Raw genomic sequence first — 23,184 nt, 5'->3', positions numbered from 1 at the left:
CATGACCAGCACACCCCTGCGCCGCTTCTTCGACCACGCCGTCCTCAGCGTCCTGGCGTTCGTCTTCGTCCTGCCGGTCCTCTACCTGGTCCTCGGCAGCTTCAAGCCGTCCGACCAGGTCCTGAACGGGCTGACCGGCTTCCTGCCCACCCATCTGTCCTTCGACAACTACCGTGCCGTCCTGGGCAGCTTCGACTCCGACGCCACCGGCTACTTCTGGCGCTTCATGGGCATCTCGCTGCTGGTGGCCACGGTCGTGGTGCTCGGCAACCTGATCGTCAACTCCATAGCCGCGTACGGCCTCACCCGACTGCGCTGGCGCGGCCAGCGTGCCGTCTTCACCCTTGTGCTGCTGCTGATGCTGGTGCCGTTCGAAGCGGTCGCCGTGCCGCTGTTCTACATGTTCAACGAGCAGCGCAACACCATCTACATCCAGGCCGTCCCCTTCATCGCGAACGCCTTCTCGATCTACCAGTTCGCCACGTTCTTCCGCGCGATCCCGCCCAGCATCGAGGAGGCCGCCCGTATCGACGGCGCCGGGCCCTGGCGCACCTTCTTCGCGATCGTCGTCCCGATGTCGAAGCCGGTGTTCGCCTCGGTCGCGATCCTGACCTTCCTCACCCAGTGGGGAGCCTTCCTGTGGCCGGTCCTGATGATCTCCGACCCGTCGGTGCGCCCGCTGCCGCTGGAGATGAGCGTCTTCCAGGGCCAGATGCCCGTCGACTGGGGCCAGGTCCTCGCCTTCGGCGTCCTCCTCGTCCTGCCCGTCCTGATCGTCTTCGCGTTCTTCCAGCGCTGGTTCGTGCAGGGCGTGGCAAGCTCCGCCGTCAAGGGCTGAGTTGCCGGGTCGGCGGCGTAGCGACATCGGGATCCCTGCTCACGGCTCCCGTCTGCCCACCGTGAGCAGGTGTCCGCTCGCACCGAGAAGCGTCGGCTCCGCCTCGATGCGACGGGTCGCCGCCAGCACAGCCTCGCGCCGCTCCGGGTCGTCCAGCCAGTCCTCCACGCCGCCCATCAGCCAGGCGAGGCCCTCCAGGCCGTACTGCCCCTGAGGGACGAGGCCGGCTTCGGTGAACTCGCCAGGCACCTCCGCCGGCTGGGCGAAGTAGGCCACGGTGAACAGACCGCCGTCGCCGCCGTGCCGGCCGTCGCTGCTCGCCGCGTCGGTGCGTGCCCGCTGTGCCGGATCGAAGTAGCGCTCCTCCCGGAGCAGGTCGTGCAGCCCCGCGTAGCGGTTGATGGTGGCCGCCACCACGGGCCCGCCCGGCCGCACCACCCGCCGTGCCTCGGCCAACGCCTTTACCCGGTCCGCCCGTTCCGGCAGGTGGTACAGCGGGCCGAGCAGCAGCACAGCGTCGTACGAGGCGTCGTCGTCCGTCAGGGACCGGGCGTCCCCGTACCTCGCGCTCACTCCGGGCAACCGACCGGCCTGCTCGACATGCAGCGGTACGGGATCGACGAGGTCGACCTCGTACCCGTCCTGCGCCAGCCACTGCGCGTGCACGCCGCTGCCTCCGCCGACGTCCAGGATCCGTGCGGGGGCCGCGGGCAGTACCCGCCGCAGCACGTCCTGGGTGCGCCAGAACTCCAGCCGCCCGGCGGGCGCGCCGCCCTGTCTGAGGCGGGCGTCCTCCTTGCCCCGGGCGTAGTAGGCGAGGATCTCCTCGTGGACGGCCGTGCCCTGCGCGCGTGTCGTCTCCGTCATCACTCAAGGTTGCTGATCTGCGCACGCGGCGCGCAACGGGTTAAGCGCGCCGCGGCGCCACCAGCCCCGACTCGTACGCGAACACCACCAACTGGGCCCGGTCCCGTGCGCCCAGTTTCGTCATCGCACGGCTGATGTGGGTCTTCGCCGTGAGGGGGCTGATGACCATGTGGGCGGCGATCTCCTCGTTCGACAGGCCCCGCGCCGCCAGGGCCGTCACCTCGCGTTCGCGGCGGGTGAGGCAGTCCAGGCCGGGGGCCGTCGAACGGTCCGGTGGGCGGGAGACGAACTCGCCGATCAGGGTGCGGGTGACCGACGGGGAGAGCAGGGCCTCGCCGTGGGCCACGACCTCGATGGCCTGGAGGAGGTCCGCGGGCTCGGTGTCCTTGAGCAGGAAGCCGCTGGCGCCCGCCCGCAGGGCCTCGAAGACGTACTCGTCGAGACCGTAGTTGGTGAGGATCACGACACGTCCGGCCGACAGGGCGGGGTCGGCGGCGATCCGCCGGGTCGCCTCGATGCCCGTCATCACCGGCATCTGTACGTCGATCAGCGCGACGTCCGGCACCTGCGCGCGCACCAGCGCCAGGCCCTGTTCCCCGTCCGCCGCCTCGCCGACCACCTCGAGGCCGTCCTCGGCCTCCAGCAGCGCCCGCTGTCCTGCGCGAACCCTGCGGCGGCCTTCCGCAATCTGGCGCGGGCGCTGATGCCGGGCGGTCGGCTGGTCCTGGTGTGCCCCCGTCCCCGCTCGGGTCCCGACCGCATCCTGGCAGCGCTGGACGACTGGGAAGACGTCGAGGTGGAGCGGCATGACGGCATCCGGCTCGTCACCGCCCGCCGGCTGCGCCGCATGCCGACCGATGGTGACTGAACAGTAACCGCGCGGCCACGGAGCGAGTTGACACTTCCGTCTCACAGGGACTCATGTGAGACTGGCGCCCCGTCCGCAGTGCGGACCCCCTCCGCACACCGTCCCCCACCGAAAAGTGTGCCGTGCGCGATTTTCCTCTGCCGCTCGCCCTGACCGCGCGTCTGTCCCCGGTCGTCGTGCTGGCCGCGGCGGGCTGGGCGCTGACGTCCGGCCCCGCGGCGACGCCGACCGCAGAGCACAAGGACGCACCGAAGACCGGCAACCAGTCGGCCTCCGCCCCCTCCACGACCGCGCAGACCAAGACGTACGCCGCCGCCCCGGCACCCTGCGGCAGCGTGGCCGTGAAGACGCTCAAGTCGCTCGTGCCGGGGGCCAAGACGGCGGGCAAGGAAATCCAGTCGACGGACGCGAAACTGCGCCGCACCTGCTCCTGGAACGCCCTGAAGGGCTATGACTACCGGTGGCTCGACGTCTCCTTCGAGGTGATGAAGTCGGACGAAGCGGCACAGACCACGTACAAGCAACGAATTGCAGAGAAGAGTGGCGGAGGGGCGGTTCCCGGACTCGGTGACCAGGCCTACTCCATCGTCAACCTCACCACCGAGGACAAGCAGCAGACCCGCGAGGGCGTGGTGTTCGCCCAGGTCTCCAATGTGCTGGTGGTCGTCACGTACAACGGCAGCGACTTCGAGACGAAGAAGGCGCCCAGCACGGACGAGATCAACAAGGGTGCGATCAAGGCGTCGAGGGACGCCGTGACCGCGCTGAAGGGCAGCCAGTAGGACCGGCTGCCCTCCGAAGACGCAGGCAGAGCACAGGCTCAGGCCTCGAGGCGGTCCCTTCCGCGCAGCAGCATCAGCACCACGTACAGGACCATCGAGGTGCCGAGGCCGACCGCCCAGCCGTAGTCGGCGAGCGGCTCCAGCGCCGGAATGGGCCGCCCGTCGATCAGCGGCTTGAAGCTGGCGCCGCCGATCGCGAGGACACCGCCCGCCACGAAGGCGACGACGGCCCGCCAGTTCCAGCCACCCTCGTACCAGTAGCGGCCGCCCGCGCGGTACAGGTCGACCAGGTCCAGCTTGCCGCGGCGCAGGATCCAGTAGTCGGCGATGAGGATGCCGGCGACGGTGCCGAGCAGTCCGCCGACCAGGCCGAGCCAGGTGAAGATGTAGCCCTGCGGGTCGGAGTACAGCTTCCACGGGAAGATCAGCACGCCGATGACGCAGGTGGCGAGCGCACCGGCCCGGAAACTGACCTTCCGTGGCGCGATGTTGGAGAAGTCGAAGGCCGGCGAGACCAGGTTGGCCGCGATGTTCACGGACAGGGTCGCCACCAGCACGGTCACCAGTGCGTACAGCAGGCCGAAGACGTTGTCCGTCTTGGCGGCGAGCTGTACCGGGTCCCAGACCGTCTGCCCGTACACGGCCTGCGAACCGGAGGTGACCAGCACGGACAGCAGCGCGAAGAGCGTCATGGTGGTGGGCAGGCCGAGGGCCTGGCCCCAGGTCTGCGCCTTCTGCGACTTGCCGTAGCGGGTGAAGTCCGGGATGTTCAGCGACAGCGTGGACCAGAAGCCGATCATGCCCATCAGGGACGGCCAGAACAACTTCCAGAAGCCGCCGCCCCAGCCCAGCTTGGACGGCTGGTCGAGCAGCGGGCCGAAGCCTCCGGCCTTGTTGCTCATCCAGATCAGCATCACCAGCGCGCCGACGATGACGAAGGGCGCCGCCCAGTTCTCGAAGCGGCGGATCGTCTCCATGCCCCGGTAGATGATGGCGACCTGGATGACCCAGAAGATGGCGAACGACAGCCACATCGTCCAGGCGTAGCCGCCGACCTTCCCGGCGTCGGACCAGCCGTTGCCGATCAGCTTGCCGGCGAGGAAGTAGATCGCCTCACCGCCGATCCAGGTCTGGATGCCGAACCAGCCGCACGCCACCAGCGCCCGTACGACGGCCGGGAGGTTGGCGCCGCGGATGCCGAAGGAGGCGCGCGCGAAGACCGGGAAGGGAATGCCGTACTTCGGCCCCGCGTGCCCGGTGAGCAGCATCGGGATCAGCACGATCACATTGGCCAGGGCGATGGTGAGCACCGCCTGCTTCCAGTCCATGCCGACGGCGATCAGACCGGAGGCCAGGGTCCAGGAGGCCGTGTTGTGGGCCATGCCGACCCACAGGGCGGAGAAGTTGTACGTGGTCCAGGTGCGCTTCTCGACCGGGACCGGGAGCAGGTCCTCGTTGGCGTACGGGCCGCTGGGCTGCGGGGACCCGGGGGCGATCTCCACCCGCCCGTCGGCGAGGGTGACTTGGGCTGTCGGCGGTATGGCCGTGGGAGCGGTGTCGGTCATGGGCAGGCCAATCAATGAAGGGTGGGTCCGGAAAGGCCGTGCGGGTCTCCGGTCCCCTCCCCGGGGACGGCCGGGGAGGGGAGAACTGGAGTGGGGGGATGGGGAGTTGAGCGGTTGCTATGAGGGTCTTGTGCGCGTCAGGCGTTGACTGCCGGGATGACCTGGGCGCCGTACGCGTCGATCGTGCTCTCCTGCGCGTCGTGCATGTCGTAGACGGCGAACTGGTCGACGCCCAGCTCGCGCAGCGCGTTCAGCTTCTCGATGTGCTTCTCGACCGGTCCGATGATGCAGAACCGGTCGACGATCTCGTCGGGCACGAAGGCGGTGTCGGGGTTGTCGGCGCGCCCGTGGTGGGAGTAGTCGTATCCCTCGCGGGCCTTGATGTAGTCGGTGAGCTCGTCGGGGACCTGGGCGGAGTGCTCGCCGTACTTGGAGACGAGGTCGGCGACGTGGTTGCCGACCATGCCGCCGAACCAGCGGCACTGGTCGCGTGCGTGGGCGAGCGCCTCCGGCGAGTCGTCCTCGGTGACGTATGCGGGGGCGGCGACGCAGATCTTGACGTCCCCGGGGTCCCGGCCCGCCGCGACCGCCGCGTCCTTGACCGCCTTCACCATGTACTCGGTGAGATAGAGGTCGGCGAGCTGAAGGATGAACCCGTCGGCCTCCTCGCCGGTCATCTTCAGCGCCTTGGGGCCGTACGCTGCCATCCAGACGGGGAGTTCGGCGTCCTCCTTGATCCAGGGGAACTTGATGACCGTACCGCCGAGGTCGGCCTCCTTGCCGGAGCCGAGCGCCCTGATCACCTTCATGGCCTCGCTGATCCGGGCGAGGGTGTTCGGGGTGCGGCCCGCGACACGCATCGCGGAGTCGCCGCGGCCGATGCCGCAGACGGTGCGGTTGCCGAACATGTCGTTGAGGGTGGCGAAGGTGGAGGCGGTGACCTCCCAGGTGCGGGTGCCCGGGTTGGTGACCATCGGGCCGACCTTCAACTTCGTGGTGTTCGACAGGATCTGACTGTAGATCACGAACGGTTCCTGCCACAGCACGGCGGAGTCGAAGGTCCAGCCGTAGGTGAAGCCGTTGCGCTCGGCACGCTTCATCAGGCTGACGACCTTGGAGGCCGGCGGGTCGGTCTGCAGGACGAGTCCGAAGTCCATGGGCGCCACTCCTAGTTGAGGTACTGACAGGTGGAGCGCGGGGTGTAGACGCCGTGCCCGGCGTGTCCGGTGTACTCCCGCTCGTTGATGACGACTTCGCCGCGCGAGAGGACCGTCTCGACCCGGCCGGTGGTGTGCTTGCCCTCGTAGGCCGAGTAGTCGACGTTCATGTGGTGCGTCTCTACGGACATGACCTGCTCGGCGTTCGGGTCGTAGATGACGACGTCGGCGTCGGCGCCGGGCGCGATCGTGCCCTTCTTCGGGTACATGCCGAACATGCGGGCCGGGGTGGCGCAGGCGATCTCGATCCAGCGGCGGCGGGAGATATGGCCCTCGACGACGGCCTGGTGGAGCAGGTCCATGCGGTTCTCGACGCCGGGGAGACCGTTGGGGATCTTGGAGAAGTCGCCCCGGCCGAGCTCCTTCTGGCCCACGAAGCAGAAGGGGCAGTGGTCGGTGGAGACCACCTGGAGGTCGTTGGTCCGCAGGCCCTGCCACAGCTTGGCCTGGTGGTCCTTGGGGCGGAGCGGCGTACTGCACACGTACTTCGAACCCTCGAAGTCCGGCTCGGCGAGGTTGTCGGTGGACAGGAACAGGTACTGCGGACAGGTCTCGCCGAAGACCGGGAGTCCCTCGTCACGCGCGCGTGCCAGCTCGGCCACTGCCTCCATGGCCGAGACGTGCACCACGTAGAGCGGGGCACCCGCGACCTGGGCGAGCTTGATGGCGCGATGGGTGGCCTCGGCCTCCAGCAGCGCCTTGCGGACCTCGCCGTGGTAGCGGGGGTCGGTCTCACCGCGGGCCAGCGCCTGCTCGACCAGCACGTCGATCGCGATGCCGTTCTCGGCGTGCATCATGATCAGGCCGCCGTTCTCGGCGGAGCGCTGCATGGCGCGCAGGATCTGGCCGTCGTCGGAGTAGAAGACGCCGGGGTAGGCCATGAACTGCTTGAAGGAGGTGACGCCTTCCTCGACGAGGAGGTCCATCTCCTTGAGCGTCTCCTGGTTCACATCGGAGACGATCATGTGGAAGCCGTAGTCGATCGCGCAGTTGCCCTCCGCCTTGGCGTGCCAGGCGTCGAGGCCCTCACGCAGGGAGTGGCCGACGCTCTGCACGGCGAAGTCGACGATCGTGGTCGTACCGCCCCAGGCGGCCGCCCGGGTGCCGGTCTCGAAGGTGTCGGAGGCGAAGGTGCCGCCGAACGGCAGCTCCATGTGGGTATGGGCGTCGACGCCGCCCGGGATGACGTACTTGCCGGTGGCGTCTATGGTCCGCTCGGCCGTCCAGGCCTCCGCGGCGGGGGTGCCGGACGCGGCGAGGGCGGCGATGCGGCCGTCCTCGATCAGGACGTCGGCATGGAGTTCGTCGGACGCCGTGATGACGAGGCCACCACGGATGACGGTACGGCTGCTCATTCTCCCTCTCCTTATGACGGACGGTGCTGAAATCCCCCTGTGCCCCGCAGGCCCGATCCCCGTACACCGGGCCCGCGGAGGCTCACGGCGTCGGTCAGGGGGCGGTCAGCGGTGCGTACGCGTCGGGACGGCGGTCGCGGAAGAACTGCCAGCGGTCGCGGACCTCGCGGAGCTTGGCCAGGTCCAGGTCGCGCACGACGAGCTCGGTCTCCTTGTCGCTCGCCACCTCTCCCACGAACTGGGCCTCCGGGTCGACGAAGTACGTCGTCCCGTAGAAGTCGTTGTCGCCCAGCTCCTCGACACCGACCCGGTTGATCGCGCCGACGAAGTACTCGTTGGCGACGGCCGCCGCCGGCTGCTCCAGCTGCCAGAGGTAGGCGGACAGGCCGCGCGAGGTGGCCGACGGGTTGAAGACGATCTCGGCGCCCGCGAGGCCCAACGCCCGCCAGCCCTCCGGGAAGTGGCGGTCGTAGCAGATGTAGACGCCGATCTTCCCGACCTTGGTGTCGAAGACGGGCCAGCCGAGGTTGCCGGGGCGGAAGTAGAACTTCTCCCAGAATCCCGGGACTTGAGGGATGTGGTGCTTGCGGTACTTGCCGAGGTACGAGCCGTCCGCGTCGATCACCGCGGCCGTGTTGTAGAGGACGCCGGGCTGCTCCTCCTCGTACATCGGCAGGATCAGGACGATGCCCAGTTCCTTGGCGAGCGCCTGGAAGCGCTTGACGATCGGGCCGTCCGGGATCGCCTCCGCGTACTCGTAGAACGCCTTGTCCTGGACCTGGCAGAAGTAGGGCCCGTAGAACAGCTCCTGGAAGCACAGGACCTGAGCACCCTGCGCGGCCGCGTCCCGGGCCGCCTGCTCGTGTACCTGGATCATCGACTCCTTGTCGCCCGTCCACGCGGTCTGGAAGAGGGCGGCACGAATCACTCTGCTCATCGGGACCTCCGGTCGCTCGGTGTGCGAGAAGACTAGGAAGTCCGAAAACCGGCTTTGAGTTGCACGCTGTCACGTCTGCGGGCCTCGCGCGTGCCACGGTGTCACCCTCTTCCAAGCCCATGTTTCACCGCCGTTTTCCCAGGTCGTGGCATGTTTCAGCCCTGTTGCGCGTCGTGCGCGAGAAGCGCGATGTGCACCGAGGCGGCCTGCTCGAAGTCGTCGAGGTCCACCCCGAGACGGCCCTGTATGGCCTCCAGCCGGCGGTACAGGGCGGGCCGGGAGACATGGTGGAGCTGGGCGGTACGGGACTTGTTGCGGCCGGTGGCGAGATAGGTGCGCAGCACGGACAGCAGGTCGTCGTCGGCCGAGCACAGCAGCCCGTCCAGCTCCCGTTCCGCGAACGACTGCACGTGCGGATCGTCCCGCAGCAGCCGGATCAGCCCTCGCAGGTGTACGTCCCTGAGGCGTACGACGGCCGGGAGGTCGAGGGCGGCCGAGGAGTCCGCGACGGCGTCGGCGACATGCTGGGCCTCGCGCAGTCCGGCGGGCACGTCGTCCCAGGCGGTGCGCGGGTCGGCGGCTGCCACCACGGCCTTCGTGGATCCCGATTCCGTACGCAGCCTTGCCGCGAAGTGCACGGTGAGCGCCTCGGCGTCCTGGTCGCGGGCGAGGCTGAGCAGGACCGCGGTGGCCGCGTCGGCCAGCTCGGCGACGAGACCGGGCAGCCCCAACATCCTTAGGACTCGGTCGAGTTGGGTCGGTTCGCCGTCCCGCACGACCAGTGGCACGAAGGTGCGCCGGTTGACCGGCAGCCCTGCGGCACGCGCGCGTGGCAGCAGTTGCCTCGCCGGTACGACCCCGCTGACCAGGTCGGTGAGCAGGCTCTGCGCGGACTGCTCCTCCCAGGTGTGGGCCGAGTTGCCGCCGAGCATGCGGTGCAGGACGAGTGACTCGGCGGCCCGGTCGGCGAGCAGGCGTCCGGTGGCGGTGTCGCCTCGGTAGCCGCACAGCATGATCTGTCCCCAGCGTTCGCCGCGCCCGCCGAGTTCGGCGCGGATCCAGCCGTCGCCCTCGCTGCCGCCGGCCTGCCGGGAGATGCGCTCCCAGTCGCGCAGCACGTCGTCCACCGCCGGCCGCTCCCCCGCGGTGGCGAGGACACGGTGGGCGAGGTTGGTGACGACGACCGGGCAGGCGCTGTGCTGGGCGATCTCGTCGAGGAGCCGTTGCAGCGGGGCCCCCGCGGTGATGAGCCCGGTGAGCGCCGTGCGGACGGACTCCGAGAGACTCACGGCGGCGAACTTCCGCCGCACCAGCCGGGCCTGGACCTCCTCCGTCAGCTCCGCGAACGGGAAGGGCCGGTGCAGAACGATCATCGGCAGCCCGCACCGCTCGGCGGCCCGGCGCATCACGTCCGGCGGGGAGGGGAAGGCCCGCCCCAGGCCGAGCACGACGGCCGCGGCCTCCGCGCGGTGCAGGGACTGGATGTACTCCGCCTGCTTCTCCTCGTCGCCGGCCAGCAGCACCCCCGTGGTGAGCACCATCTCGCCGCCGCTGAGCATGACGCCCACGTCGGGCGCCTCGGCGACATGCACCCAGCGCACCGGACGGTCGAGCTGGGCGGCGCCCGCCACCACCTCGGGCTCACCGGCGAGGACCCTTTCCAGGGCCAGCACCTGGCGCACCGACAGAGCCGGTTCGAAGGTCCCGAAGGTGGTGGTCATGGCGGTCGCCCCTTGCTCGGTGCACTACTGCGTAAGGCTCCTCAGAGCGCGTTCGAGGATCGCGGCGCCCTCCTCGGCCTCCGCGACCGTCAGGGACAGGGGCGGGGCGATGCGCAGGGCGCTGGTGTTGTGGCCGCCGCCCTTGCCGATGAGCAGCCCGTCCGCGCGGGTCGCTTCGAGGACGGCGGACGCGGCGTCCGGGTCGGCCTCGTCGGTCCCCGGCTTCACCAGCTCGACGCCGAGCATCAGGCCGCGGCCGCGCACCTCCCGTACGTGCGGGACCTGGGCGGCGACGGCCCGCAGCCGCTCGATGAGCAGCCCGCCGACGCGCCGGGCGTTGCCCTGCAGGTCGTGTTCCAGCAGGTAGGTGAGGTTGGCGAGACCTGCCGCCATGGTGATCTGGGTGCCGCCGAAGGTGGAGATGCTGTTGGAGTCGAGGCAGTTCATGATCTCGGCGCGGGCGACGACACCGCCGATGGAGCTGCCGTTGCCGATGCCCTTGGCGAAGGTGAGCATGTCCGGCGGGCCGCTCCGGCCGTGTGCCTGCCAGCCCCAGAAGTTGTCACCGGTACGACCCCAGCCGGTCTGCACCTCGTCGGCGATCCACAGGATGCCGCGCTCGGCGAGGACCTCGCGGAAGGCCGCGTAGAGGCCGTCCGGCCCGGAGGTGAAGCCGCCGACGCCCTGGATGGGCTCGGCGATCAGGGCCGCGGGCGGGCGGGTGTGGCCGACGAGGTCCTTGAGGTCGTCGACGCAGGCCGCGATGAAGTCGTCGTCGCTGAGGGAGGCGTACGGGCCGCGGGTGCGGACGCCTCCGTGGACGTACAGCGTCTGCAGCGGGGACAGCGAGGTCGGGGACCAGCCGCGGTTGCCGGTGATGCCGACCGCGCTGAAGGAGCGGCCGTGGTAGCTGTTGCGCATCGCCAGGACGGTGTTGCTCTGCCGGTAGGTGGTGGCGAGCAGCAGGGCGGTGTCGTTGGCCTCGGTGCCGGAGGTGGTGAAGAAGACGCGGGCGTCCGGGATGCCGCTCAACTGGGCGATGCGCTCGGCGAGTTCGACCATCGGCCGGTTCAGGTAGAGCGTGGACGAGTGGAGGATCCGCCCGGCCTGCTCGCTGACCGCCTTGGTGACCTCGGGCAGCGCGTGCGCGGTCATCGTGGTGAGGATGCCGCCGAAGAAGTCGAGGTACTTGTTGCCGTCGGAGTCCCAGACGTGCCGGCCCTCGCCGTGCGTGATCTCCAGCGGGTCCTCGTAGTAGAGGGCGAGCCAGTCGGGCAGTACCGACTTGTGGCGGGCGTACAGGTCGGTCACGGCTGCACCAGTCCTTCGTAGGCGTCGGGTCGTCGGTCACGGTAGAACGCCCATTGCTGCCGCACTTCCTCGATCAGGTCGAAGTCGAGGTCGCGGACGAGGAGCTCCTCGGTCTTGTCGCTCGCGGTGTCGCCGACGAACTGGCCGCGCGGGTCGACGAAGTACGAGGTCCCGTAGAAGTCGTTGTCGCCGTACTCCTCGACGCCGACCCGGTTGATCGCGGCGACGAAGTACTCGTTGGCGACGGCCGCGGCGGGCTGCTCCAGCCGCCAGAGGTAGGAGGAGAGCCCGCGGTGGGTGGCGGAGGGGTTGTAGACCAACTGGGCGCCGTTGAGACCGAGTTGGCGCCAGCCTTCGGGGAAGTGGCGGTCGTAGCAGATGTAGACACCGACCTTCCCGACGGCGGTGTCGAAGACCGGCCACCCCACATTGCCGGGCTTGAAGTAGTACTTCTCCCAGAAGCCCTTGACCTGCGGGATGTGGTGCTTGCGGTACTTGCCGAGGAAGGTGCCGTCGGCGTCGATCACGGCGGCGGTGTTGTAGTAGAAGCCGGACTGCTCGACCTCGAAGACCGGCACGACGATCACCATGCCGGTTTCGCGGGCGAGTTCCTGCATACGACTCACGGTCGGCCCCTCGGGCACCGCCTCGGCCCAGCGGTAGTGCTCGGGTTCCTGGACCTGGCAGAAGTAGGGAGCGTTGAAGACCTCCTGGAACCCGATGATCTTCGCACCCTGTCGGGCCGCCTCGCGGGCGTGCTCCTCGTGTTTCGCCACCATGGACTCGGTGTCGCCGGTCCAGGTGGCCTGGACCAGAGCGGCACGAACGACGTTGGCCATGAGCTGCTCCTTCGGCGGGTCGTCAGAGCCTCTACGCCCGTAGAACAGGCCGTAGAGGGATGAACGTAAGCCTCCGGGAGAGCCTTGCCAAGACCATCGCCGTTAACCCGCGGAGTCGATCACGTTTCGCACTCCTGTGGAGGAGCGAAGAGGCCGGTGGCCGCGGTGTCAGGCGGTGAAGCCGGCGACCCGGAGGGCGTGCACCAGATCCCAGTGTCGCTCTTCGGAGACGCCCCGCGCGGCCTCCAGCAGGAGCGGCACGAGAGCCCCCGGGTCGGGCTCGGCGCTGCGGGCCGCCTCCTCGGGGGTGCGGACGCGGACGTATGCGTCGAGCAGCGCGCGCACCTCGCGGTGGCGTCCCTCGCCGGACAGTCCCAGTACGGCCTGTCCGATCTCGGTGGCGGGCCGGGCGACGCCCTGCCGCAGGATCTGCTCGCCGTCGCCGCCGCGCCCGGCCGCGACCAGGGCGTCCGCTGCGGCCACGAGCCGCTCGGCGGGCAGTGAGGCGGCCTCCCACAGCAGGGTCGCCCAGTCGGCGCCGAGCCCGGCGCGCTGCAGCTCCGCGGCGAGCAGCGGGAAGCGGGCGGCGGGCCAGTGGGCGGCGTCGACGAGCAGGGCGTGCGCCTCGCCGCTGCGCCCCTCCTGACGCAGCCGCACCAGCCGCTCGACGGCCCCGGCGACCTCCCGCGGCCCCGCCGTGTCCACGGGCTCGGCGGCCGGCTGCTGCGGCTGCTCCGCCACCTCGGCGGCCCCGGCGAACCGCGCTCCGCGCGGGGTGCGTCCGGCGGCCTTCGGAGTGGGCTGGGCGGGGACGGCGGTCGGCGGCAGGGCGACGGGGGCGGCCTCCTCCTCGGTCATCCCCGCAAACCGTGCACTGCCCCGGCGGCGCTTGCGCTGTTTGGGGGCGGGGGGTTCGGAGGCCTGGGGTTCAGGGGCGGGCCGTGCCTCGCCGGAGGGGTTGGCGTGCGCGTCGCCCTGCTGGGGCGGGCTCGGGAAGCCGCCGTCGGACGAGACGGGACGCGCCGCCTCGAACGGGCCACGGTGCTGTGACGCACCGCGGAGACCGGACTCGTAGGAACCGGGCAGCGCGTCCGCGGCACCTGCGCGCGGACCCTCTGAACCTGAGTCCCGCACGCCCTGACCCGCCCCCAGGGGCCCCCGGCCGTACGAGTCGTAGGACCGCGCCTCATAGGAGCCGACCGGCTGCCCCTTCGGAACACCACGATCATGCGATCCGCCATGCGCCCCACCGGAGCCGTGCGCGCCTTGCCCCGCCCCCGCAGGACCGTGATCGTACGGCTCGTACGGACGCGCCTCGGTGGAGGCAGCCGGCTCGTAGGGGTTGCTCCGGGCCCAGGCGGGACCGCCGCCGTGTGCGTCCGTCGGCCGCGGGCCGGCCGGCGTGGCGGCCTCGAACAGCCCCCGTTGCCCGGCTGCGGCGGCCGGGGTGTGCGGGCCGCGCTGGTGTGGGAAGTGGGTCTCGCCGACGTCCGTGGGGGTGTCGGTCGGCAGGGGCTCGTCCGGGGTGAACTCCCTGTCGATGCGGTAGACCGCGCCTTCCGCGATGCGGGCCCGGCGGATCGCCGCCGCCCGGCCGTCTGCCGTGCGGCTGTCCAAGTCGGCCATCCGGGCGCGGAGTTCGGCGCAGCGGGCGGTGGCCCGTTCGTGGTCGTCGCGGGCCCAGGCCAGGTCGAGGCGGAGGGCGTCGGCCTCCTGCCGGGTGACGGCGGAGGCGAGCCTGCGGCCCAGTTCCGCCTGGCGTTCGGCGGCGTAGCGCTGCTCGCGGAGCATGACGTCGAGCCGGTCACCGAGGGCGTCCCGGCCGCCGGGCCGGGCGTCGTGGGCCGCGAGCGCCGCGCCGTGCAGCCCGCGGGCCCGTTCCTGCTCCTGGGCCGCGGCCCCCGCGCCGTACTCCGCGGCGAGGTCCTGCAGAAGCGCCTGCACCACGTCCCAGGGCGGCACTTCACGCCCCTCGAGACAGGCCCGCATCCCGTCGGGGTCGCGCTGCCAGAAGACGGCGCACCAGCCTCCGCCCTGGTCCAGGCGCGTCAGCAGGCCGTTCAGATAGTTCACGAACTCCCGTACCCGGCCCGGGAGTTGATCCACAGCCATCGCCCAACTCCTGCCAGACCGGAGCACTCCGGTCCGTTAGACAACACGAGCCGTGTTACAGGAGCGCTACGAGAAGTTTTCCGACGGGACGCAGAGTACGCCCTCCCTGTCGGAACGTGACGTGCGCGGGGTGGCTCTTGCCGGACTCACACCCTCACACCACGACCGGCGCGCAGGCCCCCGCGAGTTCGTCCATCGACAGGCCGAGCGCGCGGGCCAGCGCGGCGACCGTGAAGAAGGCCGGCGTCGGCGCCCGGCCCGTCTCGATCTTCCGCAGGGTCTCGGCGGAGATCCCGGCGTCCGCCGCGACGTCCGCCATGCTCCGTCCGCCGCGGGCCTCACGGAGCAGCCGCCCGAGCCGCTCGCCGCGTTCGCGTTCTTCGGGGGTGAGAGGGGTGCGCACCATGCCGTCATTCTAATACCGGTATAGTAATTGGCATGGTGGAGCTGAAGACAGACACATCGATCGACGCCATGTACGAGGCGGGGCAGGTGGTCGGACGTGCCCTGACGGCCGTACGGAACGCCGCCGACGTGGGCGTTTCCCTGCTGGAGCTGGACGAGGTGGCCCGGGAGGTGCTGCGGGAGGCAGGGGCGTCCTCCCCGTTCCTCGGCTACCGCCCCTCCTTCGCGCCCGTCCCCTTTCCGGCCGTCATCTGCGCGTCGGTGAACGACGCGATCGTGCACGGCATCCCGACCGGCTACCGGCTGCGCGACGGCGACCTGGTCTCCATCGACTGCGGCGCGGAACTGGGCGGCTGGGTCGGCGACTCGGCGACCAGTTTCGTGGTCGGCGAGCCGCGCCCGGCGGACGTACGGCTGATCGAGACGGCGGAGCGGGCACTGGCGGCGGCCGTCGAGGCGGCGGTGGTCGGCAATCGCATCGGCGACATCGCGCACGCGATCGGCTCGGTGTGCCGCGCGGCGGGCTACGGCATCCCGGACGGCTTCGGCGGACACGGCATCGGGCGCCGTATGCACGAGGACCCCGGGGTCCCGAACGAGGGCCGCCCGGGGCGTGGCCTGCCCCTGCGCCACGGCATGGCCCTCGCCATCGAGCCGATGCTCATCGCGGGCGGCCGGGACGACTACCACGCGGCGGCGGACGGCTGGACCCTGCGCACGAACGACGGCTCCCGCGCGGCCCATGTGGAGCACACGGTGGCGATCACGGACACCGGGCCGCGGATCCTCACCGCGCGGGAAGCTCTTTGAGGGAGCCGCCCACCGGTCCCGCCGACGCCGGACAGGTGCGTGCCGACTGCCGGGCCGTGCGCTCCGGCGGCGCTCTTTCCGGCTTTTGTGCGCGGTACGCGCCGGTCGGAGCGAGGCACAGATGGGAACGATTCTTCGCGCGCGCGTACGGCAAATCGCCAACAGCTGCACGCACTCCCGCCCGGCACGTGCGCCGACGTCAGACCAGAGGTATCTGCGTTTTCGTACCGTCATACTTTCACGCTGCGCCTTGCCTCTTCCTCACGTTTCGCAGCTAGCTGGTGCTGCGCCCGCTGCCCACCCGGGGAGTGGGACTCCACCCGCAGTGAGGAGTAGTCATGAAGAAGGCATACGAAGCGCCGACGCTCGTCCGGCTCGGTACGTTCCGCAAGGAGACAGGGCTCCTGGCACGCCACGGCAACGACCGGCTGATCCTGAGCAAGAACTGACGGGCGACGGCACTGACCCGACGTCATGACTGAACTGCACGAAAGTGCGGGGACGGGCCCCGGCGACGCGGACTTCGCGGTCTTCACCGACTGCGCGGACGCGGCCGCCGTGGCCCGCTCCTTCGCCCCGCCCGGCCGCCGCACCCTCACCCACGCGTCGGGCCGGCCCTGGCTCGTCGGCCACTGGCACGACGAGGAGATCGTCACGGCGAGCGCCGGTGACGCCGCCCTCGCCGTCATCGGCTGCTGTCCCGTCGAGGCGGACGTACTGCGGCGCAGGGCCGCGCGGCTGACGGACCTCGCCGAGCTCGACGCGCTGGCCCGCTCGCTCCCCGGCAGCTTCCATCTCGTCGCCGCCCTCGACGGACAGGTCCGGGTGCAGGGCACCGCCTCGGGCCTCAGGCTGGTCTTCCACGCGGAGATCGACGGCGTACGGGTGGCCGCGAGCCGCGCCGACACGCTCGCCGCCGCGCTCGGCCTCGACCCCGACCCGCGGGAACTGGCCGTCCGGCTGCTGTGGCCGGCCCCTTACCCCCTGTTCGAGACCTCGCTGTGGCCCCCGGTCACCGCCGTGCCCCCGCACGACGCCGTGATCGTCGCCGCGGACGGGCGCTCCGCACGGCACACCCGCTGGTGGACCCCGCCGGAGCCGGTCCGTTCCCTCGCCGAGACGGCGCCGCTCATCCGAACGGCGCTGCGGGAGGCCGTCGACGCCCGGACCCGGCAGGGCGGTGTGGTCAGCTGCGATCTGTCCGGCGGCCTCGACTCCACCTCCGTCTGCTTTCTCGCCGACCGCTCCCCCGCCCGCGTGGTGGCCAGCACCTGGCCGGGCCGCGATCCCGCGGACACCGACCTGTACTGGGCCGAGCTGGCCGCGGGGCACCTCCCGGGCGTCGAGCACGTCGTCTGGGACGCGGACGCCTCGCCGCTGGTCTACGAGGACCTGCTCGGCATCGACGACCTCCTCGACGAACCCACCATCGGTGTCATGGACCGCTCCCGGGCCCGGCACCACCTGCCCGCCCTCGCCGCACGCGGCAGCCGGGTGCATCTGACCGGCATCGGCGGTGACCACGTGGCCTGGTGCTCCGAGGCCTACTACCACCGGCTGGTGCGCACCCGTCCGCTGTTCGCCCTGCGGCAGCTGCGCGGGACACGGGCCCTGCGGCACTGGCCACTCGGCGGTACGGTCCGCGCCCTCGCGGACTCCCGGCCGTACGGCAGGTGGCTCGCCGACGCGGCCGGCCGGCTGCGCGACCCGTCGCCCTCCTCCGTGTCCTGCGGGCTCGGCTGGGGCATGGCACCGCGGCTTTTCGGCTGGGTGACACCGGACGCCGAGCGCCTGGCGCGCCGGGCGCTGCTCGACGCCGCCGCGACAGTGGCACCGCTGCATCCGGACCGGGGGATGCACACGGACCTGGAGCAGATCCGCTCGACCACCCGCATCATCCGCCAGTGGGACCGGATGGCGGCCCGCGCCGGTCTGCCGATGGCCCACCCGTTCCTCGACGACCGCGTCATCGAGGCGTGTCTCGCCGTACGGCCCGGTGAACGCGTCACCCCGTGGGCGTACAAGCCGGTGCTGACCGCCGCGATGCGCGGCCTGGTGCCCGAGGAGTGTCTGCGGCGCACCACCAAGGCCGCGGCCTCGATGGACGCCGCCAACGGGCTGCGCGCACACCGCGCCGACCTGCTGGCGTTGTGGGAGGACTCCCGGCTGGAAGGTCTCGGCCTGGTGGACGGCGCCCAGCTGCGCGACCTCGCCCGGCGGCCCGCCTCCCCCGGCCTGTCCGACGCCATCCTCTACTCCACGATCGCCGCCGAGGTGTGGCTGCGCGGGCTCCGCCGCAGCCGTGCCACCCATTCCTGAGAACCCCACCGCGTCAGAAAGGCGAGCGCATGCCCTTGCGGTTCGACGCACACATCTCCACGGCCGAGACCGACTACGGCACCGTCCTGCTGGACGAACGGGCCGGTACCTACTGGGAGTTGAACCCGACCGCCACCCTGGTGGTCCGCACGCTGCTGAACGGCGGCGAGGAGGCGGACGCTGCCGCCGCACTGGTCCGTGAGTTCGACATCGACGGGGCGCAGGCCCTGCAGGACGTCGAGGTGCTGGTCGGCCACCTGCGCGAGGCCGGGCTGGCCTCATGACGACACCCAGCGCGCTGGAGCGCCCCACCGGTGTGTCCCCGGGCCTGCGCCTGGCCGCCCGCCTCGTGCTGCTCCCCGCCGTCGTGCTCGCCCTGCTGCCGCCCCGCCGCATCCGTGCCGTCCTGGGTGTCCTGCGCCGCGGGGCGACGCCCGCCACCACCCCGCAGGCCCAGACCGCCCGGGACGCCATGTGCGCCGTCAGCCTGCGCTGCACCGGGCCGAAGGGGTGCCTGCCGCGCTCGCTGGGGGCCGCGCTGCTGTGCCGGCTCCGGGGGACGTGGCCCACATGGTGTGCCGGAGTCCGTGTCGTCCCGCCCTTCACCGCGCACGCCTGGATCGAGGCGGAGGGCCGCCCCGTCGGCGAGGGCGTACCGGACGACTACTTCGCCCGGCTGGTGTCCGTCGAGCCGACGCACCGGTGAGCGCCGGTACGTCGCCGGACGAGCCCCCTGGCGAGGACCGGTCGACCCGCGCGGCCGTGGCCACGCTGTTCCGGCTCACCGGCGGGCACCGGGCCGCCGTGGCCGCGGCCACCGCTCTGACACTGGCCGGCTCCGCCCTGGGCCTGGCGCAGCCGCTCGTGGCCCGGCAGGCCGTGGACGCGAGCGGCCGCGGACAGGTCCTCTGGCCACTGCTGGCACTGCTCGGCGTGCTGTTCCTCGTCGAAGCGGCCATCGGGTCCGTCGGGCGCTTCCTGCTGGAGCGGATGGGCGAGGGTGTCGTACGGCAGCTCCGCATGGGCCTGGTCGGACGTCTGCTCCGGCTGGAGATGCGGGAGTACGACCGGCACCGCAGCGGCGATCTCGTCTCCCGGGTCACCGCGGACACGACCCTGTTGCGCGAGGTCGTGTCACAGGCGCTCGTCGACCTGGTGACCGGAAGCCTCGTCGCCGCCGGGGCACTGGTCCTGATGGCGTGGCTCGACCCGCTGCTGCTGCTTCTGGTCGCGCTCACCGTGGCCGTGGCGGCAGCCGTGGTCGCCTCGCTGCTCCAGGGCATCCGGCGCGCCTCCGAGCGTATGCAGGACTCGGTCGGCGCCGTCGCCGCGGACCTGGAACGGGCGCTGGGGGCCCTGCCGATGGTCCGGGTGCACCGCGCCGAGGACCGCGAGGCGGCCCGCATCGGGGCCAGGGTCGAGGAGGCGTACGAGGCCGGAGTGAGCACCGCGCGGCTCGCGTCCGTCATGAGTCCCGCCGTCGAACTCGCCGTCCAGGGCTCCTTCCTCGTCGTCCTCGTCGTCGGGGGCCTGCGCGTCGGCGGTCACGCCGGCTCGCTCGGAGATCTCGTCGCGTTCCTGCTGTACGCCTCGTACCTGGTCATGCCGCTGTCCTCCGTCTTCCATGCGGTGGGACTGATCCAGCGCGGCATGGGCGCCCACCGGCGCGTCGACCAGGCTCTGCGCCTTCCCACGGAGCGCACGGACCCGCCGCTCGCGCAGGGCCGCCCCCGGCCGGTCGCATCCGCGGCCCCCGGCTCGCCCGCGCTCGCGCTGCACGACGTCCGGTTCGGTTACGCTCCGGGCCGCCAGGTGCTGTCCGGGGTCTCCTTCACCGTGCCCCACCACCGGCATGTGGCCCTCGTGGGTCCCTCGGGCGCCGGCAAGAGCACCGTCTTCGCGCTCGTCGCGCGGTTCTACGAACCGGATTCGGGAACCGTGCTGTTCGACGGGCGCCCAGCCGCCGAGCTCGGCCGCGACGCCTGCCGTCGGCGCATCGCCGTGGTCGACCAGAACACCCATGTCGTCCACGGCACCCTGCGGGAGAACATCACCTACGCCGTCCCCGACGCCCCGGCGGCCGAGGTGCGGCGGGTCCTCGCGCTGGCCCGGCTGGAGGAACTCGTCGACCGGCTGCCCGGCGGCCTGGACGCCGTCATCGGTGAACGCGGCAGCACCCTCTCGGGCGGCGAACGCCAACGCGTCGCCCTGGCCCGCGCCCTGCTCGCCCGCCCCGCGCTGCTCCTGCTGGACGAGCCCACCTCGCATCTCGACGCGATCAACGAAGCCGCGCTGACCGGCGTGATGAAGGAGATCGCCCAGGAATGCGCCCTGTTGGTCATCGCCCACCGCCTCTCCACCGTGCAGCACGCCGACCGCATCGTCGTGCTCCACGAGGGCCGCAGCGTCGCCGCCGGTGACCACGAGGAACTGCTCGCCCACAACGCCCTGTACCGCGACCTGGCCACAAGCCAGATGCTGCGCCCCGGCGCACCGTCCACCGATCGTGCGGGCCGTCGGACGAACGGCTGAGGAAGACGTACCGTGCGGGCGCTGGAGGTGCCCCGGCCCACCCTTCGTGCGAAGGTGTTCTACGGGCGTGCGCCAGGGTGTAACCGGCTCCCACCCGGGTTACCCGACTGCGGCACGTCGATCAGCGAGGGCGTCCCGGGCCCCGCAGGGACGCCGGATGGGAAGGCCATGACCAGCGGCTTCAGCAGCCCCGAGGGCTACGACCCCTTCGGAGAATTCCTCGCCCGCTTCTTCGGCGGCCCGCGCCCGGGCCCCCGGCAGATCGACATCGGGAGGCTGCTCAGTCAGCCCGCCCGGGAACTGGTCCGCGGGGCCGCCCAGTACGCGGCCGAGCACGGCAGCCGGGACCTGGACACCCAGCATCTGCTGCGGGCCGCCCTGGCCAGCGAGCCGACCCGGAGTCTGCTCAGCCGGGCCGGCGCCGATCCCGACTCGCTGGCGTCGGAGATCGACGAACGCTCCGGCCCGGTCCAGCACACGGCGGAGGAGGCGCCGCCGCCCACTTCGCTCTCCCTCACCCCGGCCGTCAAACGGGCCCTGCTCGACGCCCACGACCTGGCGCGGGCCAGCGGCGCCGGTTACATCGGCCCCGAGCACGTGCTCAGCGCCCTGGCCGCGAACCCCGACTCGGCGGCCGGTCACATCCTCAACTCGGCCCGTTTCGCGCCCACCGGACTGCCGCCCGAGGCGCCGGACGCCACGCAGACCCGTACCGAGCACGCGCGCGCCACCGGCACGCCCACCCTGGACAAGTACGGCCGCGACCTCACCGAACTGGCCCGCGAGGGCCGTATCGACCCGGTGATCGGCCGCGAGGACGAGATCGAGCAGACCATCGAGGTGCTGTCGCGGCGCGGCAAGAACAACCCGGTGCTGATCGGTGACGCGGGCGTCGGAAAGACCGCCATCGTGGAGGGTCTCGCCCAGCGCATCGCCGACGGCGACGTCCCCGACGTACTGATCGGGCGGCGGGTGGTCGCCCTGGACCTCACCGGCGTGGTCGCGGGCACCCGCTACCGCGGTGACTTCGAGGAACGCCTCAACAACATCGTCGGCGAAATCCGCACCCACTCCGACCAGTTGATCGTCTTCATCGACGAGCTGCACACGGTGGTCGGCGCCGGCGGAGGCGGTGAGGGCGGGGCGCTGGACGCCGGAAACATCCTCAAGCCGGCTCTGGCCCGCGGCGAGCTCCACATCGTCGGCGCCACCACGCTGGAGGAGTTCCGCCGGATCGAGAAGGACGCGGCACTGGCCCGCCGCTTCCAGCCGATCCTGGTGCCCGAACCCTCCGTACCGGACACGATCGAGATCCTGCGCGGTCTGCGCGACCGCTACGAGGCCCACCACCAGGTCCGCTACACCGACGAGGCCCTGGTGGCCGCCGTGGAGCTGTCCGACCGCTATCTCACCGACCGCCGCCTGCCCGACAAGGCCATCGACCTCATCGACCAGGCCGGCGCGCGGGTACGGCTGCGGGCCCGCACGAAGGGCACCGACGTACGGGCCCTGGAGCGCGAGGTCGAGCAGCTGACCCGCGACAAGGACCAGGCGGTCGCCGACGAGCAGTACGAGCAGGCGACCCAGCTGCGCGACCGGATCGTCGAGTTGAAGAAGCGCATCGCGGACACCACGGGCGGCGACGAGGCCGACGAGGGACAGCTGGAGGTGACCGCCGAGGCGATCGCCGAGGTGGTGTCCCGGCAGACGGGCATCCCGGTGGCCAGCCTCACCCAGGAGGAGAAGGAGAAGCTGCTCGGCCTGGAGGAGCACCTCCACAAGCGGGTCGTCGGACAGGAGGAGGCCGTCGCCGTGGTCGCCGAGGCCGTCATGCGCTCCCGCGCCGGACTCGCCAGCCCCGACCGACCGATCGGCAGCTTCCTCTTCCTCGGCCCGACCGGTGTCGGCAAGACGGAACTGGCCCGCGCCCTCGCGGAGGCCCTCTTCGGCAGCGAGGAGCGCATGGTCCGCCTGGACATGAGCGAGTACCAGGAACGCCACACCGTCAGCCGCCTGGTCGGCGCCCCGCCCGGCTATGTGGGCCACGAGGAGGCGGGCCAGCTCACCGAGGTCGTCCGCCGCCACCCGTACTCGCTCCTGCTCCTCGACGAGGTGGAGAAGGCGCACCCGGACGTCTTCAACATCCTGCTCCAGGTCCTCGACGACGGCCGTCTCACGGACTCCCAGGGCCGCACCGTCGACTTCACCAACACCGTCATCGTGATGACCAGCAACCTCGGCTCCGAGGCGATCACCCGGCGCGGCGCCGGCATCGGCTTCGGGGCGGGCGGTGCCGACGCCGACGAGGAGGCTCGGCGCGAACAGATCCTGCGCCCGCTGCGCGAGCACTTCCGCCCCGAGTTCCTCAACCGCATCGACGAGATCGTCGTCTTCCGCCAGCTCACCGGCGACCAACTGCGGCAGATCACCGACCTGCTGCTGGAGAAGACCCGCCGCCTGCTGCAGGCGCAGGGCGTCACGGTCGAGTTCACGGACCCCGCCGTCGACTGGCTCGCCGAACGCGGCTACCAGCCCGAATACGGCGCCCGCCCCCTGCGCCGCACCATCCAGCGCGAGGTCGACAACCAGCTGTCGCGCCTGCTGCTGGACGGCCGGGTGGCGGAGGGCGGCCGCGTGACGGTCGATGTCGAGGACGGCAGGCTGGCCTTCCAGACGGAGGACCTGCCGATCGCCCCAGAGTTGTGA

20 protein-coding genes are annotated in these 23,184 nt (G+C 71.4%); 9 read left to right on the top strand and 11 right to left on the bottom strand.

Annotated features, from left to right (window positions below; genetic code table 11):
- Position 1: 1 nt before the first annotated feature.
- Entirely contained in the window at positions 2–838 is an 837-nt protein-coding gene (locus ABT254_RS33195) for a carbohydrate ABC transporter permease (RefSeq protein ID WP_351478350.1), read from the top strand.
- A 39-nt stretch (positions 839–877) separates the two neighbouring features.
- On the opposite strand, the gene ABT254_RS33190 is transcribed toward ABT254_RS33195, so the two are convergent.
- Positions 878–1,705, bottom strand: a complete 828-nt coding sequence (locus tag ABT254_RS33190; protein WP_351478347.1) for a class I SAM-dependent methyltransferase — start codon at positions 1,703–1,705, stop codon at positions 878–880.
- Between the two features lie 40 nt (positions 1,706–1,745).
- On the bottom strand, positions 1,746–2,513 hold the full coding sequence (locus ABT254_RS33185) for a response regulator (RefSeq protein ID WP_351478344.1): 768 nt from the start codon (positions 2,511–2,513) through the stop codon (positions 1,746–1,748).
- Positions 2,514–2,695: 182 nt separating this feature from the next.
- Between ABT254_RS33185 and ABT254_RS33180 the strand changes: the two genes are divergently transcribed.
- On the top strand, positions 2,696–3,355 hold the full coding sequence (locus ABT254_RS33180) for a hypothetical protein (protein ID WP_351478341.1): 660 nt from the start codon (positions 2,696–2,698) through the stop codon (positions 3,353–3,355).
- Between the two features lie 38 nt (positions 3,356–3,393).
- Here the strand turns inward: ABT254_RS33180 and ABT254_RS33175 are convergent, their stop codons facing one another.
- The 9 genes from ABT254_RS33175 to ABT254_RS33135 form a co-directional block, all read right to left on the bottom strand.
- Positions 3,394–4,920: an NCS1 family nucleobase:cation symporter-1 gene (locus ABT254_RS33175; RefSeq protein WP_351478338.1), complete on the bottom strand. Its 1,527-nt coding sequence runs from the start codon at positions 4,918–4,920 to the stop codon at positions 3,394–3,396.
- 137 nt (positions 4,921–5,057) lie between these two features.
- Positions 5,058–6,077 (bottom strand): TIGR03842 family LLM class F420-dependent oxidoreductase, encoded by a 1,020-nt coding sequence (locus tag ABT254_RS33170; protein ID WP_351478335.1) that lies wholly within the window; start codon positions 6,075–6,077, stop codon positions 5,058–5,060.
- Between the two features lie 11 nt (positions 6,078–6,088).
- Positions 6,089–7,492 carry a dihydropyrimidinase gene (gene hydA, locus ABT254_RS33165; RefSeq protein ID WP_351478332.1) on the bottom strand — a complete coding sequence of 468 codons (1,404 nt, stop codon included), beginning with the start codon at positions 7,490–7,492 and terminating at the stop codon, positions 6,089–6,091.
- A 94-nt stretch (positions 7,493–7,586) separates the two neighbouring features.
- The gene (locus tag ABT254_RS33160) at positions 7,587–8,429 is read right to left on the bottom strand and encodes a nitrilase-related carbon-nitrogen hydrolase (RefSeq protein WP_344397978.1); all 843 of its coding nucleotides are present in this window, start codon (positions 8,427–8,429) and stop codon (positions 7,587–7,589) included.
- 155 nt (positions 8,430–8,584) lie between these two features.
- On the bottom strand, positions 8,585–10,150 hold the full coding sequence (locus ABT254_RS33155) for a PucR family transcriptional regulator (RefSeq protein WP_351478328.1): 1,566 nt from the start codon (positions 10,148–10,150) through the stop codon (positions 8,585–8,587).
- Positions 10,151–10,174: 24 nt separating this feature from the next.
- Positions 10,175–11,461, bottom strand: coding sequence for an aspartate aminotransferase family protein (locus ABT254_RS33150; RefSeq protein ID WP_351478326.1), 1,287 nt, complete (start codon positions 11,459–11,461; stop codon positions 10,175–10,177).
- Complete coding sequence (locus ABT254_RS33145; protein WP_351478323.1) at positions 11,458–12,300, bottom strand: nitrilase-related carbon-nitrogen hydrolase; 843 nt, start codon at positions 12,298–12,300, stop codon at positions 11,458–11,460. The genes ABT254_RS33150 and ABT254_RS33145 overlap by 4 nt, the downstream gene beginning before the upstream one ends.
- A 168-nt stretch (positions 12,301–12,468) precedes the next feature.
- The gene (locus ABT254_RS33140) at positions 12,469–14,412 is read right to left on the bottom strand and encodes a hypothetical protein (protein ID WP_351478320.1); all 1,944 of its coding nucleotides are present in this window, start codon (positions 14,410–14,412) and stop codon (positions 12,469–12,471) included.
- 154 nt (positions 14,413–14,566) lie between these two features.
- Positions 14,567–14,818 (bottom strand): helix-turn-helix domain-containing protein, encoded by a 252-nt coding sequence (locus ABT254_RS33135; protein ID WP_351478317.1) that lies wholly within the window; start codon positions 14,816–14,818, stop codon positions 14,567–14,569.
- Between the two features lie 32 nt (positions 14,819–14,850).
- On the opposite strand from ABT254_RS33135, the gene map reads away from it, so the two are divergent.
- The 7 genes from map (at position 14,851) to ABT254_RS33100 (ending at position 23,184) form a co-directional block, all read left to right on the top strand.
- A complete protein-coding gene (gene map / locus ABT254_RS33130; protein WP_351478315.1) occupies positions 14,851–15,627 on the top strand; it encodes a type I methionyl aminopeptidase in 777 nt (258 codons plus the stop codon).
- A gap of 338 nt (positions 15,628–15,965) precedes the next feature.
- Positions 15,966–16,076 carry a keywimysin-related RiPP gene (locus tag ABT254_RS33125; protein ID WP_107416017.1) on the top strand — a complete coding sequence of 37 codons (111 nt, stop codon included), beginning with the start codon at positions 15,966–15,968 and terminating at the stop codon, positions 16,074–16,076.
- Positions 16,077–16,101: 25 nt separating this feature from the next.
- Positions 16,102–17,946, top strand: a complete 1,845-nt coding sequence (locus ABT254_RS33120; RefSeq protein ID WP_351478311.1) for a lasso peptide isopeptide bond-forming cyclase — start codon at positions 16,102–16,104, stop codon at positions 17,944–17,946.
- 29 nt (positions 17,947–17,975) lie between these two features.
- The gene (locus ABT254_RS33115) at positions 17,976–18,230 is read left to right on the top strand and encodes a lasso peptide biosynthesis PqqD family chaperone (protein WP_351478308.1); all 255 of its coding nucleotides are present in this window, start codon (positions 17,976–17,978) and stop codon (positions 18,228–18,230) included.
- Complete coding sequence (locus ABT254_RS33110; RefSeq protein WP_351478305.1) at positions 18,227–18,652, top strand: lasso peptide biosynthesis B2 protein; 426 nt, start codon at positions 18,227–18,229, stop codon at positions 18,650–18,652. The genes ABT254_RS33115 and ABT254_RS33110 overlap by 4 nt, the downstream gene beginning before the upstream one ends.
- The gene (locus tag ABT254_RS33105) at positions 18,649–20,478 is read left to right on the top strand and encodes an ABC transporter ATP-binding protein (RefSeq protein ID WP_351478303.1); all 1,830 of its coding nucleotides are present in this window, start codon (positions 18,649–18,651) and stop codon (positions 20,476–20,478) included. The genes ABT254_RS33110 and ABT254_RS33105 overlap by 4 nt, the downstream gene beginning before the upstream one ends.
- Positions 20,479–20,646: 168 nt before the next feature.
- Positions 20,647–23,184, top strand: coding sequence for an ATP-dependent Clp protease ATP-binding subunit (locus tag ABT254_RS33100; RefSeq protein WP_351478300.1), 2,538 nt, complete (start codon positions 20,647–20,649; stop codon positions 23,182–23,184).

Source organism: Streptomyces sp. NPDC001137, assembly GCF_040298885.1.
In the GTDB taxonomy this organism is placed as follows: Bacteria; Actinomycetota; Actinomycetes; order Streptomycetales; family Streptomycetaceae; genus Streptomyces.
The sequence above is the reverse complement of the archived record's forward strand: the minus strand, read 5'-3'. Positions and strand labels throughout refer to the sequence as shown.

What these genes read in the sequence shown, in the direction of transcription:
- ABT254_RS33195 (WP_351478350.1), top strand. Translation starts at nt 2, where the DNA reads ATGACCAGCACACCCCTGCGCCGCTTCTTCGACCACGCCGTCCTCAGC.
- ABT254_RS33190 (WP_351478347.1), bottom strand. Translation starts at nt 1,705, where the DNA reads ATGACGGAGACGACACGCGCGCAGGGCACGGCCGTCCACGAGGAGATC.
- ABT254_RS33185 (WP_351478344.1), bottom strand. Translation starts at nt 2,513, where the DNA reads ATGCCGCTCCACCTCGACGTCTTCCCAGTCGTCCAGCGCTGCCAGGAT.
- ABT254_RS33175 (WP_351478338.1), bottom strand. Translation starts at nt 4,920, where the DNA reads ATGACCGACACCGCTCCCACGGCCATACCGCCGACAGCCCAAGTCACC.
- ABT254_RS33170 (WP_351478335.1), bottom strand. Translation starts at nt 6,077, where the DNA reads ATGGACTTCGGACTCGTCCTGCAGACCGACCCGCCGGCCTCCAAGGTC.
- hydA (WP_351478332.1), bottom strand. Translation starts at nt 7,492, where the DNA reads ATGAGCAGCCGTACCGTCATCCGTGGTGGCCTCGTCATCACGGCGTCC.
- ABT254_RS33160 (WP_344397978.1), bottom strand. Translation starts at nt 8,429, where the DNA reads ATGAGCAGAGTGATTCGTGCCGCCCTCTTCCAGACCGCGTGGACGGGC.
- ABT254_RS33155 (WP_351478328.1), bottom strand. Translation starts at nt 10,150, where the DNA reads ATGACCACCACCTTCGGGACCTTCGAACCGGCTCTGTCGGTGCGCCAG.
- ABT254_RS33145 (WP_351478323.1), bottom strand. Translation starts at nt 12,300, where the DNA reads ATGGCCAACGTCGTTCGTGCCGCTCTGGTCCAGGCCACCTGGACCGGC.
- ABT254_RS33140 (WP_351478320.1), bottom strand. Translation starts at nt 14,412, where the DNA reads ATGGCTGTGGATCAACTCCCGGGCCGGGTACGGGAGTTCGTGAACTAT.
- ABT254_RS33135 (WP_351478317.1), bottom strand. Translation starts at nt 14,818, where the DNA reads ATGGTGCGCACCCCTCTCACCCCCGAAGAACGCGAACGCGGCGAGCGG.
- map (WP_351478315.1), top strand. Translation starts at nt 14,851, where the DNA reads ATGGTGGAGCTGAAGACAGACACATCGATCGACGCCATGTACGAGGCG.
- ABT254_RS33125 (WP_107416017.1), top strand. Translation starts at nt 15,966, where the DNA reads ATGAAGAAGGCATACGAAGCGCCGACGCTCGTCCGGCTCGGTACGTTC.
- ABT254_RS33120 (WP_351478311.1), top strand. Translation starts at nt 16,102, where the DNA reads ATGACTGAACTGCACGAAAGTGCGGGGACGGGCCCCGGCGACGCGGAC.
- ABT254_RS33115 (WP_351478308.1), top strand. Translation starts at nt 17,976, where the DNA reads ATGCCCTTGCGGTTCGACGCACACATCTCCACGGCCGAGACCGACTAC.
- ABT254_RS33110 (WP_351478305.1), top strand. Translation starts at nt 18,227, where the DNA reads ATGACGACACCCAGCGCGCTGGAGCGCCCCACCGGTGTGTCCCCGGGC.
- ABT254_RS33100 (WP_351478300.1), top strand. Translation starts at nt 20,647, where the DNA reads ATGACCAGCGGCTTCAGCAGCCCCGAGGGCTACGACCCCTTCGGAGAA.